The organism is Aeromonas sp. CD (assembly GCF_033349375.1).
Classification (GTDB): domain Bacteria; phylum Pseudomonadota; class Gammaproteobacteria; order Enterobacterales; family Aeromonadaceae; genus Aeromonas; species Aeromonas hydrophila.
On the sequence record NZ_CP137631.1, the window covers coordinates 1363976 to 1376947 of the forward strand.

11 protein-coding genes are annotated in these 12972 nt (G+C 59.9%); 7 read left to right on the top strand and 4 right to left on the bottom strand.

Annotated elements, in window-relative coordinates; all coding sequences use genetic code 11:
- The first annotated feature begins 35 nt into the window (after nt 1-35).
- The 4 genes from R2E40_RS06355 (at nt 36) to R2E40_RS06370 (ending at nt 7221) form a co-directional block, all read left to right on the top strand.
- On the top strand, nt 36-1085 hold the full coding sequence (locus tag R2E40_RS06355; protein WP_318165026.1) for an efflux RND transporter periplasmic adaptor subunit: 1050 nt from the start codon (nt 36-38) through the stop codon (nt 1083-1085).
- On the top strand, nt 1085-4204 hold the full coding sequence (locus R2E40_RS06360) for an efflux RND transporter permease subunit (RefSeq protein WP_318165027.1): 3120 nt from the start codon (nt 1085-1087) through the stop codon (nt 4202-4204). The genes R2E40_RS06355 and R2E40_RS06360 overlap by 1 nt, the downstream gene beginning before the upstream one ends.
- A gap of 93 nt (nt 4205-4297) precedes the next feature.
- Entirely contained in the window at nt 4298-4666 is a 369-nt protein-coding gene (locus R2E40_RS06365; protein ID WP_011705202.1) for a hypothetical protein, read from the top strand.
- Between the two features lie 137 nt (nt 4667-4803).
- Nucleotides 4804-7221 (top strand): YgiQ family radical SAM protein, encoded by a 2418-nt coding sequence (locus R2E40_RS06370; RefSeq protein ID WP_318165028.1) that lies wholly within the window; start codon nt 4804-4806, stop codon nt 7219-7221.
- 172 nt (nt 7222-7393) lie between these two features.
- On the opposite strand, the gene R2E40_RS06375 is transcribed toward R2E40_RS06370, so the two are convergent.
- Nucleotides 7394-8209, bottom strand: a complete 816-nt coding sequence (locus R2E40_RS06375) for a hypothetical protein (RefSeq protein ID WP_168966059.1) — start codon at nt 8207-8209, stop codon at nt 7394-7396.
- A gap of 43 nt (nt 8210-8252) precedes the next feature.
- The gene (locus R2E40_RS06380; protein WP_168966057.1) at nt 8253-9110 is read right to left on the bottom strand and encodes a hypothetical protein; all 858 of its coding nucleotides are present in this window, start codon (nt 9108-9110) and stop codon (nt 8253-8255) included.
- 453 nt (nt 9111-9563) lie between these two features.
- Between R2E40_RS06380 and R2E40_RS06385 the strand changes: the two genes are divergently transcribed.
- On the top strand, nt 9564-9779 hold the full coding sequence (locus R2E40_RS06385) for a hypothetical protein (protein ID WP_318165029.1): 216 nt from the start codon (nt 9564-9566) through the stop codon (nt 9777-9779).
- 75 nt (nt 9780-9854) lie between these two features.
- On the opposite strand, the gene R2E40_RS06390 is transcribed toward R2E40_RS06385, so the two are convergent.
- Together R2E40_RS06390 and R2E40_RS06395 are read right to left on the bottom strand one after the other, a co-directional pair.
- Nucleotides 9855-10289 carry a hypothetical protein gene (locus R2E40_RS06390; RefSeq protein ID WP_318165030.1) on the bottom strand — a complete coding sequence of 145 codons (435 nt, stop codon included), beginning with the start codon at nt 10287-10289 and terminating at the stop codon, nt 9855-9857.
- Nucleotides 10286-10819, bottom strand: coding sequence for a DinB family protein (locus tag R2E40_RS06395; protein ID WP_318165031.1), 534 nt, complete (start codon nt 10817-10819; stop codon nt 10286-10288). Before R2E40_RS06395 ends, R2E40_RS06390 begins: the two co-directional genes overlap by 4 nt.
- Before the next feature lie 187 nt (nt 10820-11006).
- On the opposite strand from R2E40_RS06395, the gene R2E40_RS06400 reads away from it, so the two are divergent.
- Together R2E40_RS06400 and ruvC are read left to right on the top strand one after the other, a co-directional pair.
- On the top strand, nt 11007-11915 hold the full coding sequence (locus R2E40_RS06400; protein ID WP_318165032.1) for a Gfo/Idh/MocA family oxidoreductase: 909 nt from the start codon (nt 11007-11009) through the stop codon (nt 11913-11915).
- A 273-nt stretch (nt 11916-12188) separates the two neighbouring features.
- On the top strand, nt 12189-12710 hold the full coding sequence (gene ruvC / locus R2E40_RS06405; protein WP_005298649.1) for a crossover junction endodeoxyribonuclease RuvC: 522 nt from the start codon (nt 12189-12191) through the stop codon (nt 12708-12710).
- The last annotated feature ends 262 nt before the right edge of the window (nt 12711-12972 follow it).

The following is a 12972-nucleotide window of genomic DNA, read 5'->3' on the forward strand; positions in this document are numbered from 1 at the left end:
GTGCCCTCTTTTCTCTTAATTTCATGGATTGCTTGATGAAAATGCGTATATGGCTGGTGCTTGCCTGCCTCTCTCTGCTGATTTCCGCCGGCTGGTATTACCGCCACTCCGCCCCAGTCGGCAAACCCCAGCCACGTCAGGTCAACATCAGGGCGCAGACGGTCAGCCAGAGTCTGGCCGAACCCTCCATCAAGCTGGTGAGCAAGCTGGCCGCCAACCGCTCCGTGGTGATAAGCCCGGAGGTAACCGGCCGCATCGTCAAGATCGCGGTGCGATCCGGCCAGCAGGTCAAGCAGGGGGATGTGCTGATCGCCCTCGATGCCGGCAAGCAGCAGGCGGAGCTGGCCGAGCAGAGCGCCAGCGTGCGCGACGAGAGCCGCAAGCTGCGGGACATGCGCCGGCTGGTGGCGCGCGGTGCCATCACCACCTCGGAGCTGGAAGGGCAGGAGGCCACGGTCGCCCAGGCTCAGGCCCGCGCCGATGCCGCCAAGTACGAGCTCTCCCTGCGCACCCTGCTGGCGCCGTTCGACGGTTCGGTCAGCCTCATCGACCTGAGCGAAGGGGCCCTGGTCAACAGCGGCGATACCCTGCTCCACCTGGACGAGCTGGCCAAGCTGCGGCTCGATCTGGCGGTGCCCGAGCGCTACCTCTCGCTGCTGCGCCCCGGCATGGCGGTGACGGCGACCAGTTCGGCCTGGCCGGATCAATCTTTCCGCGGCGTGCTGGAGACGCTGGACAGCCGCGTCTCCAACGATACCCAGAACATCAAGGCGCGGGTGATCATCCCCAATCCTGACGGCCAGCTGCGCCCCGGCATGCTGCTCAACGTCGAACTCTCCCTGCCGCCACAGAAGATGACCCTGATCCCGGCCCAGTCGGTGGAGTATGCCGGCGAACAGCGCTTCGTCTATCGTCTCGAACCCAATGGCAAGGTCAAGCGGGTGCCGGTGGTGCTGGGGGATACCCATGGCGAAGAGGTGTGGGTGACCGAAGGGCTCAAGGTGGGTGATCGCATCGTGGTCGAGGGGCTGGTCAACCTGCGTGACGGCGTCAGTGTGCACGATCTGGCGGAGGTCAAAGGCTGATGTGGCTCTCCGATATCTCTGTCCGCCGCCCGCTGGTGGCGGTGGTGCTGAGCGCGCTGCTCACCGTGTTCGGTCTGGTGGCGTTTTCCAAGCTGACGGTGCGGGAGATGCCGGATGTGCAGACGCCGTCCGTCTCCATCACCACCATGTACGAGGGGGCCGCCCCCGCCGTCATGGAGAGCCAGGTCACCAAGCCCATCGAGGATCAGCTCTCCGGCATCAGCGGCATCAAGAACATCAACTCGGTGACCCGCAAGGGGCGCTCTGTCATCACGGTGGAGTTCAAGCTCGGCTGGAACATGGTGGAGGGGATCTCCGATGTGCGCGACGCCATCTCCCGCGCCCGCCCCAAGCTGCCGGACGAGGTGGATGAACCCCTGGTCACCAAGGACAACGGCAACGGCGACGTGGCGGTCTGGCTCAACTTCAGCAGCACCCAGATGGACCGCACCGCCATGACCGACTACGCCAACCGGGTACTGGTGGATCCCTTGAGCCTGGTGGACGGGGTGAGCGAGGTGTCGCTCTCCGGCGATCTGACCCAGGTGATGTACGTGCGGCTACGCCCGGCCGACATGGCGGCGCGCGGCGTCACGGTGGCGGATGTGCAGGACGCCCTCAAACGCGAGAACATCGAGCTGCCGGGCGGCGAGATCCGCAACAACAGCATGACCATGGCGGTGCAGATCGCCCGGCTCTATCACACCGCCGCCGATTTCCAGGCGCTGCAGGTGCGCACCGCCGCCAACGGCCAGAGCATCTATCTGGCCGACATCGCCGATGTGGAGGTGGGCGCCAAGAACGAAGACAGCGCCTACCAGCGCAACGGCCGCGAGAGCTTAGGGATAGGCATCGTCGCCCAGTCCACCGCCAACCCGCTGGCGGTGGCGCAGGGGGTCGAGCAGAAGATGGCCGAGATGCAGCGCTTCCTGCCGGAGGGGGCAACGCTGGAGGTCGATTACGACTCCACCATCTTCATCAAGCAGGCCATCGACGAGGTGTACGAAACGCTCGCCATCTGCGCCGTGCTGGTAGTGGCCGTGCTCTACCTGTTCCTGGGGCAGGGGCGCACCACCCTCATTCCGGCCATCACGGTGCCGGTCTCTCTCATCTCCGCCTTTATCGGCGCCTGGTATCTCGGTTTTTCCATCAACCTCATCACCCTGTTGGCGCTCATTCTCGCCATCGGCCTGGTGGTGGATGACGCCATCGTGGTGGTGGAGAACATTCACCACCATCTGCAGCGCGGTGAGCCGCCCCTGCTGGCCGCCTGGCACGGCACCCGCGAGGTGGGCTTTGCGGTGATCGCCACCACCGCCGTGCTGGTGATGGTGTTTGTGCCCATCGCCTTCATGGATGGCATGGTGGGCCGGCTCTTTACCGAATTCGCCATCCTGCTGTCGCTGGCGGTGCTCTTCTCGTCGCTGATCGCGCTCACCCTGACCCCAGCCATGGGCTCCTGGCTGATGCGCTCGGTGGATCGGCCCAACCGGCTGACGGCGGCGCTCGATCGCGGCCTCGGCTGGGTGGAGACCCACTACCGCCGGCTGCTCGGCTGGATGCTGCACCACTCGCGCTGGACCCCGCTGGTGTTGGTGCTCTGCCTTGGTGGTATTGGCGCCCTGTTTGCCCAGCTGCCCACCAGCCTGACCCCGACCGAGGATCGGGGCGTGCTCTACGTGTTCGTCAAGGGGGCCGAGGGCACCAGCATCGAACGGATGAAGCGCAACATGCAGCAGGTGGAGGCGGCCATCATGCCGTTGCTCGGCAAGGGGGTGGTGCAGGCCATGAGCTTCAGCACCCCGGCCTTCGGCCGCGGCGGTGATCAGACCGGCATGGCCATCATCCAGCTCACCGACTGGGCCGAGCGGGATGAGACCGCCACCGAGTTCGCCAAGTCCCTGAGCGGGCGGCTGGCCGGCATTCCGGACGTGATGATCCGCACCTTCCAGCCGGGCTTTCGCGGCGGCTCCACCGCGGCGGTGCAGTTCGTGCTGCAGGGCTCCGACTATGCCGAGCTCTATCAGCAGGGGCTGGCCCTGAAAGAGGCGGCAGCCCAGAGCGGCCTGATGGAGACGCCGGATCTCGACTATGCCGAGAAGACCCCGGAGCTGCAGGTGACCATAGAGCGGGATCGGGCCAACCAGCTCGGCATCCCGGTCTCCACCGTCGCGAGTTCCCTGCAGGCCCTGCTCGGCGGCATCAGCCAGACCACCTATGTAGACAGAGGAGAGGAGTACGACGTCTACCTGCGCGCCAACCAGCGCGACTTCAACGGCGTCTCCGACTTGAGCCGCATCTACCTCAAGGCGGCCAACGGCGAGATGGTGACCCTCTCGACCCTGGCCACCGTCAAGCAGGTGGCGAGCCCGCAGCGCCTCAACCACTACCAGCGCCAGAAGGCGGTGACCCTGACTGCGGATCTGGCGCCGGGCCATACCCTGGGCGAGGCGCTGGATTACCTGGACGGCTGGGCCAGCGCCAACCTGCCAAGCGGCATGACGGTGGATTATGCCGGCGAGTCCAAGGACTATCGCGACAACCAGGGCGAGATGGTGATGGTGTTCGGTCTGGCCCTGCTGGTGGTCTATCTGGTGCTGGTGGCCCAGTTCGAGAGCATGCTGACCCCGGCGGTGGTGATGGTGACGGTGCCGCTCGGCATCTTCGGCGGTCTGCTCGGCCTTTGGCTGACGGGGCAGGAGATGAGCATCTACAGCCAGATCGGCATGATCATGCTGATCGGCATGGTGACCAAGAACGGCATCCTGATCGTCGAGTTCATCAACCAGCTGCGCCAGCGCGGAGAGGGGTTCGACGAGGCGATCATCGCAGGCTCGGTGCGCCGCTTGCGCCCGATCCTGATGACCTCGCTCACCGCCATCATAGGGGCCGTGCCGCTGATGCTCTCCATGGGGGCGGGTTACGAGAGCCGGATGTCGGTGGGCACCGTGGTGTTCTTCGGTCTCTCTCTGGCGACCCTGGTGACCCTGCTGCTGGTGCCAGCCATCTACCATCTGCTGGCCAAACGGGCCGGCATGACCGGGGCGCGGGATCAGCTGGTGGATGAAGCGCTGGCGGCCAGCGAGGCCGCCTCGCAGCAGGACAAACCGGCGGCCTGATGCCTACACCCATATAGGTGAAAAGCACTGCAAGCTGATGGCATCCTCGGGTAAGCGGGTTAATATGTAGCCAGTTTAATGTTGAGGTGAGCTATGTTGCCATCAGCCATTTATGAACCGCTGCCCTTTGCCTATATGGGCAGCGGTTTGCTGTTGTTGGGAATTGCCGATCAGCCGGGGCTGTTGCTGGCCGGGTTGGCATTCTATCTGGCCGGTTCGCTGGCCTGGTTTCGACGAGGCGCCTATCGCCGGCCCGACAAGCAGCAACTGCGAAAGCAGGGCTGGCCGCTGTGGCTCTACGAGAGCCGGCCGTTCGCGCTGATCCTGCTGGGCCTGCTGATGCTGCGCCTGGCCACCCACCCGGTGTTCCTGGCACCCGCCCTGGTCTGGTGCCTGCTGGGCGGCTATCAGTTGCTGCAGCGCCACTACAACCGCATCGTGTTGGCCCGCGTGCTGGCCTGAGCCGACAATCAACCAGCACTTTTCAGGCGAGCCCCGCTGGCTCGCCTTTTCCGTATCTATCGTAGGGGCAAAAAGCCGTCGCCCCGGCCTTGCTCTGCCGGTATAATGCGCGACCCGAATTGTTCCAGGTGGTCAAAATGCAGCCGGTTACCAACCTCTTCTCCTATCCCCGTTACTGGGCCGAGTGCTACGGCACGGCGCCCTTCCTGCCCATGTCCCGCGCGGAGATGGACAAGCTCGGCTGGGACAGCTGCGACATCGTGCTGGTGACCGGGGACGCCTACGTGGATCACCCGAGCTTCGGCATGGCGGTCATTGGCCGCATGCTGGAATCCCAGGGCTTTCGGGTCGGCATCATCGCCCAGCCGGACTGGTCATCGAAGGATGACTTCATGCGCTTGGGCAAGCCCAACCTCTTCTACGGGGTGACGGCGGGCAACATGGACTCCATGATCAACCGCTACACCGCCGACAAAAAATTGCGCCACGACGACGCCTACACCCCGGGGGATGTGGGCGGCAAGCGGCCGGATCGCGCCACCCTGGTCTATACCCAGCGCTGCAAAGAAGCCTATAAAGAGGTGCCGGTGGTCATCGGCGGCATCGAGGCATCCCTGCGCCGCATTGCCCACTACGACTACTGGTCCGAGACCATCCGTCGCTCCATTCTGATCGACGCCAAGGCCGACATCCTGATCTACGGCAACGCCGAGCGGCCGTTGATCGAGGTGGCCCACCGCATCGCAGGCGGCGAGACCATCGACACCATGCAGGACATTCGCGGCACCGCCGTCATCCGCAAGGAGCCGCTGCCGGGCTGGCGCGGGGTGGATTCGAGCAAGCTCGACCAGATTGGCCGCATCGATCCCATCCCCAACCCCTATATGGAAGGAGCGCCCTGCGCGGATGACGAAGGCACCGCGCCGGTGGAGCAGGAGGCCAAGCCCATCCTGGTGCAGCCGCCCAAGCAAAAGCCGTGGGAGCAAACCTACGTCAAGCTGCCGGCGTTCGAGCGGGTGAAGGAAGACAAGGTGCTCTACGCCCATGCGTCGCGCATCCTGCACCACGAGACCAACCCGGGCTGCGCCCGCGCCCTGTCGCAGGCGCACGGCGATCGCATCATCTGGGTCAACCCGCCCGCTTTCCCGCTGGAAACCGACGAGATGGACGGGGTGTTCGGCCTGCCTTACCAGCGAGTGCCGCACCCGGCCTATGGCAACGAGAAGATCCCGGCCTACGACATGATTAAGACCTCGGTCAACATCATGCGCGGCTGCTTCGGCGGTTGCTCCTTCTGCTCCATCACCGAGCACGAGGGGCGCATCATCCAGAGCCGCTCGGAAGAGTCGATCTTGAAAGAAATCGAAGAGATCCGCGACAAGGTGCCGGGCTTTACCGGCGTCATCTCGGATCTGGGCGGCCCCACCGCCAACATGTACAAGTTGCGCTGCAAGAGCCCCAAGGCCGAGCAGACCTGTCGACGCGCCTCCTGCGTCTGGCCGACCATCTGCCCGCACATGGATACCGACCACAGCCCGACCATCAACCTCTATCGCAAGGCGCGTGACCTGAAGGGCATCAAGAAGATCCTGATCGCCTCCGGGGTGCGTTACGACATCGCGGTGGAAGATCCGCGCTACATCAAGGAGCTGGCCAAGTACCACGTCGGCGGCTACCTCAAGATCGCGCCGGAACACACCGAAGAGGGCCCGCTCTCCAAGATGATGAAGCCGGGCATGGGTAGCTACTACAGCTTCAAGGAGCTGTTCGACAAGTACTCCAAAGAGGCGGGCAAGCAACAGTACCTGATCCCCTATTTCATCTCCGCCCACCCGGGCACCACGGATGAAGACATGGTGAACATGGCGCTCTGGATCAAGTCCAATCGCTTCAAGCTCGATCAGGTGCAGAACTTCTACCCGTCGCCGCTCGCCAACGCCACCACCATGTATTACACCGAGAAAAACCCGCTCAACAAGGTGAGCCGCCAGGGCGGGGACGTGTTCGTGGTGAAAGGGGAGCGTCGCCGTCGCCTGCACAAGGCGCTGCTGCGCTACCACGATCCGGCCGGCTGGCCGATGATCCGCGAAGCCCTGCTGGAGATGGGCAAGGGTCACCTGATCGGCAACGGCCCCGACTGCCTGGTGCCGCCGGAAGGCCGTGGCGAAGCCAAGGCCGAGCGCAGCCGCAGCAAGGGCCTCAAGCCTGCATTGACCCGCCACAGTGCCATCACTCACCAGCGCAGCAATGGTGCCGGCAACAAGGCCGCCCGCAGCGAGGCCGGTGCAGCTAATGCCCCGGCGGCCAGCAGAAATGGCGGCAAGGCGGGCAATGGCAAACCGGTGGGCTCCCAGCTCCAGAAAGGGGCTGGCAACGGCAAGTCTGCCGTACAGGGTGCTGGGCAGGGCGCAAGTCAGGGTAAACCCGCAGGCAAACCAGCCCACAAGGGCAAGGCCCCGACCCGCGCCGGCTCTGCCAAGCCGGGTGCCAAACCTGCCACTCAAGGCGGCAAGCCTGCGGCCAAAGGGAATGGCGCCAAGCGACCTGCTCGGTGATATTTGCTGATTAGCAAAGCGATAGAAATAAAAAGGCGACCAAATGGTCTCCTTTTTTATTTTTTCCGTATGGGAACGTTTCGTTTTTATTTTCTGGAAAGAACCATCTATGTCATAAATATGGTGTATTTAGTACAATACACCACATCTTCATGGTTCATAAACGTCGATACTATATCTTTGTTAAAATTGGTTCTATTTCAAGGAGTTTTCCTACTTCTTCTATTTTCTTTTTTGAAAAATTCCACGCGGAACTACCATCTCGAGTTTTGATCCATTTTCCACCGAGGGATTTTAACTCTTCTTTTTTTGACTTAGTGTCACCACGAACAACAAAGGATTTTTCTGTGTAGTCCTCAAGATAAATGGCTAAGTCTCGAGCGCTTTGTGTATTTTTTGCAATCGGTGATGGAATTGTCGATACAGATTTCGTTGATTCCTTTGCTTCTTTAACTACAGAGGCAGCAACCACAGTTCCCACAGAGATGCCTCGTGTTACAATAGTTAGATGACGAGATAGTTTTGTTTTGAGTTCTTCAACGGTGGAATAGCTTTCTTGAATACCTTGATTGCGAATGCTTGTTTTAAATTCTTCAAGCTTTTCTAGTTGATTATTATCTATTTTGCTTGGCTGAACGGGGGCGTCAGAGTAATAAAGCATTACAGGTTTTTTATTTTTCAGAAACCATTTTATTTCTTCGACAGTTCCACTGTTCTCGACACCTGTTGGTGAGCCAATGCGAGTCCAGAACGCACCAATTAACATATCGCAGGACTTAACAACTAACTCGTTAATAATGCCTTGAGGGCGGTCCCCCATGCTAGGAGCGCTGTGAGACTCCCACATAACGGGCAAGAGTACCTTTCCAGTGCTTTCTGAATGAAGTGAATTCCATTCATGCAAACTTTCTGCTATCGCTTGGCGTTCATTCGGCACATCAGATGGTGATGCAATTAATACATTAAAAACTGTTGCTGAGTATGGCATTTTTTCTCATCTCATATGTTCGACTAACGGCCGCTAATTTTACTTATAGTTCAGACTCAAAATTGTAGCGGCGTAATACGATAAAATCTAAATTTGCACACCAAATTACAGGTTTTCCTTTACCGGTATAATAGCAATCACCAATTATTAATGCATGACAGCCTTCAAGTTGCTCTAATGACTCTGTAACCTTGAAGTACTCTCTAAAAGGTTCTGTGATGTCAGGGTTAATTGCAACACTTAGTCCATCTGTTCGACGACCAGCATTCAACCATAATTTGCCATCTGGAGTGTACCCTGCATCACTAATGAATCCCCAGTAGATACGTTTTTTTTGATTGAGATCTTCGCTAACATCTTTAAAGTTAACAAATAGTTTGTTGGCTCTATCTGGCAGCTCTGGAAATCTATTGTCAGGGAGAATGACTTTTGTATCAGACAAATAAAGCTTGTCAGAGCGAACTAATTTATAAAGTATGTTTTTTAACGTTAAGTGTGCTGGATAATCTATTCCACCAGCATTCGTAATTTTTATTGGGGCTCTTTGCTGGCCCGTGGCAATATGAAGGTCAACATCTTTTTGTTTTACATCTATTGAGTAATTCTTATCCAAACCTAAATCGATAATAATTCCACTATCTGGTTCAGCCGCAGGTTGCCCATCTCCACCATCGCCCTCACCTACAACTTCATAATTTGTTGCCTCTATACATTGGTCAATATGGTGGGCACAAAAGTGAGGTGATTTATTTCCATAGCTTGATTGCCTAAACCAAGCGTCACCACCACATGTAGAACACACAAGATTGCGTCTGCGTGTTTGTAGCTCGGCATCGCTTAGTGCAAAGAATTCTGATGCTTTCCAATGTGAGTTATCCAGAGTACATAAAGCGGTATCCATACATTATTCTCCTCACGAAATTTATTTTCTCTCTGGTTTCTAGGCTTCTAATTTCATGCTTAGGAAACACTGTATTAGCGAAAATATGTAGCAGCTCAGGAATTACAGCTTCCAATATGCACTCTTGGCCCGCGCTGGCAGCAACCCATCGCAGTTCAACAGGTTCTGGATGGCTATGGTAAGCCAAACGAAACTGCGGATGTGAGTATCAAATTGACTTAACAATCAGAAAAGTTTCGTTTTTTGATCGGTATCAAACTCTCTTGGCTCCGGATCCTTCACATCACCCAGCAGAGGTCAGCCCCTAGCAGTTGGCCATCGAGCGGTAGTGATAAGGATTGGATGTCCAAGCTCAAAAGATGATTGTCTTCATCGGGGGAGGCTTTGTTATCTTGCCGGGAATGTTCAGGGGCGATAGGTGCCCCTTTATCTCACTCCAACAGGAGCAATCAGATGGCAATAAAAACGCGATCCCGCAGGGAGAAGGTGGGCAGCGGTCTTGGGCTGCTGCTCGGGATCATCGGCTTCAATCTGCTGGTGCCTTTTTTCTTTGAAAAGCAGGCAGGCTTTGATGGCAACCAGCTGCTCTGGGCCGCCGTGACGGCGCTGCTCTGCTCCGAGCTGGGGGCCAGAGTGGGCAAGTGGCTGGATCGCCGGGAGCAATCTTGACGGGATTTCCCGAGTCACCCTGCAAACGGCTGTCACCTGGCCATGGGGCAGCAAAGCGTTCCGCTTTATAGCCCCTTATTGCCACACTTCCTGCCCCTTGCCATTGAGCAGGGTGTGAAACAGATAGTGATCGTCCCGATCGTAATAGACGGTGAGGGTGTGGCGCTGGCTGTAATCCGCCGCCACGCCGGCCACCGTCATCGGTATCAGGATCAGCTCCCCCAGCCCCATAGTCACGGCGCTCGCCGTGGCCTGACCATTGCCATCAGTGCGCTTGTGGATCTTGCCGAGCACGGTAAAGCGATCGCAGCCCTGCACCTTATCCTCGGTCAGATAGGCGGCCTGCTGGCAACGCTGGGGATCGCCCAGCTCGGCGCGAATGGTTGCGCGGGTCTCCCCCGCGGCCAGGGTGTTGCGAAAGCGCCCCGAGTAGTGATCGATGGCGGCGGCGCAGCCGCTTAGCAGCCCGATCAGCAGCAGCGGTGTGAGCCGCAAACAGGTGCGTTTCATGGGTGGGCCTCGCCCTCTGCAAGGGCAGAATGGCCCCGCCGCCCGGGTTCGCTGCGATGCAAAAAGGTGGTCAGGGTATCGCGCGGCGGCGTGATGCCGCACTGCACCAGGATCCGGCCGATCGCCCCCCTGTGATAACCGCCGTGGGTCACCAGGTGCAGCAGCATCTCGGCACGGCTCATCTGCCCTTGGCCGCCATCCACGAAGTTGAACGAGAGCACGGCCTCGCCATCTGCCTGACTCAGGCCGGCGACGTAATCCAGATACCAGTCATCCAGTTTGCTGATGGCGCAGCGCAGCGCAGCAAGGGTCGGGGTTTGCGGGGTATTGGTGGCGGTAAAGCCGTGCCGCTCCCCCAGCAGATTGGCCTTGAAGATGGCATCGACCACATGGATATGGTTGAAGATGCGCAGGGCTGTGTGGTGGGCCTCGCCATATTGCGCGGTATCCAGGGTGGCGAGGGCGTCGAGCAGTTCGCCATCGGCCCAGGCCTTGTAGCGAAACAGCGAGAGCAGGGTTGAGCTTGGCATGGCACTCCTTGGCGCTTCTTGTGTCCAAAAGCGGGCATCTTAGCCAGATGGAGCCAAAAATGACACTCCCCGAGCAGAGGGTGGGGCTGGGCCAGCCATCGGCTGTGTCCGGGTCGGCGGGGATGCTACCCTGTCAGCCGTTGCCGGATAAAACGGCACCCATAACCCGCCGCCACAAGGAGTCCCCATGCGCATTGCCCTCGTAGGTCTGGGTGATATCGCCCAGAAAGCCTATCTGCCGCTGCTTGCCAGTGACGAGCGAGTCACCCCGCTGCTCTGTACCCGCAATCCAGCGGTATTGGCTAAGCTGGCCCGCCAGTACCGGATCGCCGAGTGCTTCACCGAGCTGGGTGACCTGCTGGCAAGCCGCCCCGATGCGGTGATGATCCACGCCGCCACCGCGGTGCACCTTGAGCTGGCCGCCCAGTGCCTGCGCGCCGGCATCCCCACCTTTGTCGACAAGCCGCTGTGCGACACTCTTGCCGGGGTAGAGGAGCTTGCCAACCTGGCGCTGGCGCAGAACCGCCCGCTGTTTGTCGGCTTCAATCGCCGCTATCTGCCCGCCATGAGCGAAGCCCGCGGTCAGCCGCTCACCGAGCTCAACTGGCAAAAGCACCGCCACGCCCTGCCAGGGGCGCCGCGCTCGTTTCTGTTTGACGACTTTATCCATGTGCTCGACAGCCTCTGCTACTACGGCGGCGTGCCAGATGGGGAGGTCCATGCGGTATTGCGACCGGATACGAAGGACAACAACCTGTTGGCCGGGGTGAGCGTGGCCTGGCAGAGCGGGCAGGCGGCGGTGAGCGGCAGCATGAACCGCAGCGCCGGCCTCACCGAGGAGCGTATCGATGCCTATGGCGACAACCTCTCCCTGCATATCGAAAACTGCACCCGGGGCACTCTGGCCCGCGATAAAACCGTGCAGACCCTGGCGCCGGACGACTGGCAGTCGGTGCTTACCCAACGGGGCTTCGTCGCCATGCTGGCTCACTGGTATCAGCAGATTGAGGCGGGGCGAGCCGACGGGGCGCTGATTGAGAGTTACCTGCATAGCCACCGGCTGGCAGAGCAACTGGTGGCCTTGGCGGGGGAATGAAGGTGATCGCCGCGCCGGTTTGCCTAGGGCATGGGCGGGGCGGCGGGCGAAAAAATCGCCGGACCACTGTATGAGATGGCGCATCCCTGCGCAGTTGATTGGCGGGGGCGTTGCCGTGCAAGCCAAGCGGGCGCTTGTTTGCTATCTTGGCGGCCATGAACTGCCAGCAGAGCGACAGAGTGTTATGAACCAGCTATTGAAACGGAGTGGCCGGCTGGCCGCCCTTGCCAAACGGGAACGGATCCCCGCCATGATGGCCTGGGTGGCCCGTCCATGAGCATCATTTTGGGGATAGACCCGGGTTCACGCATCACAGGTTACGGGGTCATTCGCATCGTGGCAGGCAAGGCGGAGTACCTGGGCTCGGGTTGCATCCGCACCGATTTGGGTGAGCTGCCGTCGCGCCTCAAGCAGGTCTATGACGGGGTGAGCGAGATCATCACCCAGTTCAAACCGGACGAGTTCGCCATCGAGCGGGTCTTTATGGCGCGCAATGCCGATTCGGCTTTGAAGCTGGGTCAGGCTCGCGGCAGCGCCATCGTGGCGGCGGTCAATGCCCTGCTGCCGGTGAGCGAATACTCGGCCACCCAGATCAAGCAGGCGGTGGTGGGCACCGGCGGCGCCGCCAAGGAGCAGGTGCAGCACATGGTGACCCACCTGCTCAAGCTCTCGGCCACCCCCCAGGCGGATGCGGCGGATGCCCTCGGGGTGGCGCTCTGCCACTTCCATACCCGCCAAATCCTGATCAAGATGGCCGGGCGCAGCACGGGATCGGTGCGCGGTCGTTACCGCTGAGCCGATATTGCCGGTCTGATACCGGCAATATCGGGCAAGCGGCCATGTGCCGGCTAGTTGTCTCCTCTGGCAGCGGCGACTGTCGGCAAAAGCCTCAACAGAGTCACAAGCTGTCGCACATCCTTTCCGCCTCATGTTACTGCCCACTCGGGCGCTAACAACAATCTTCTCAGTTAATCAATGGCTTGTGACGCAAGTCACGTTTTTCTGCCTTCCTCGCTTCCCTTCGCTTGCCCGATCGGGACTCCCATAATGTGCGCCG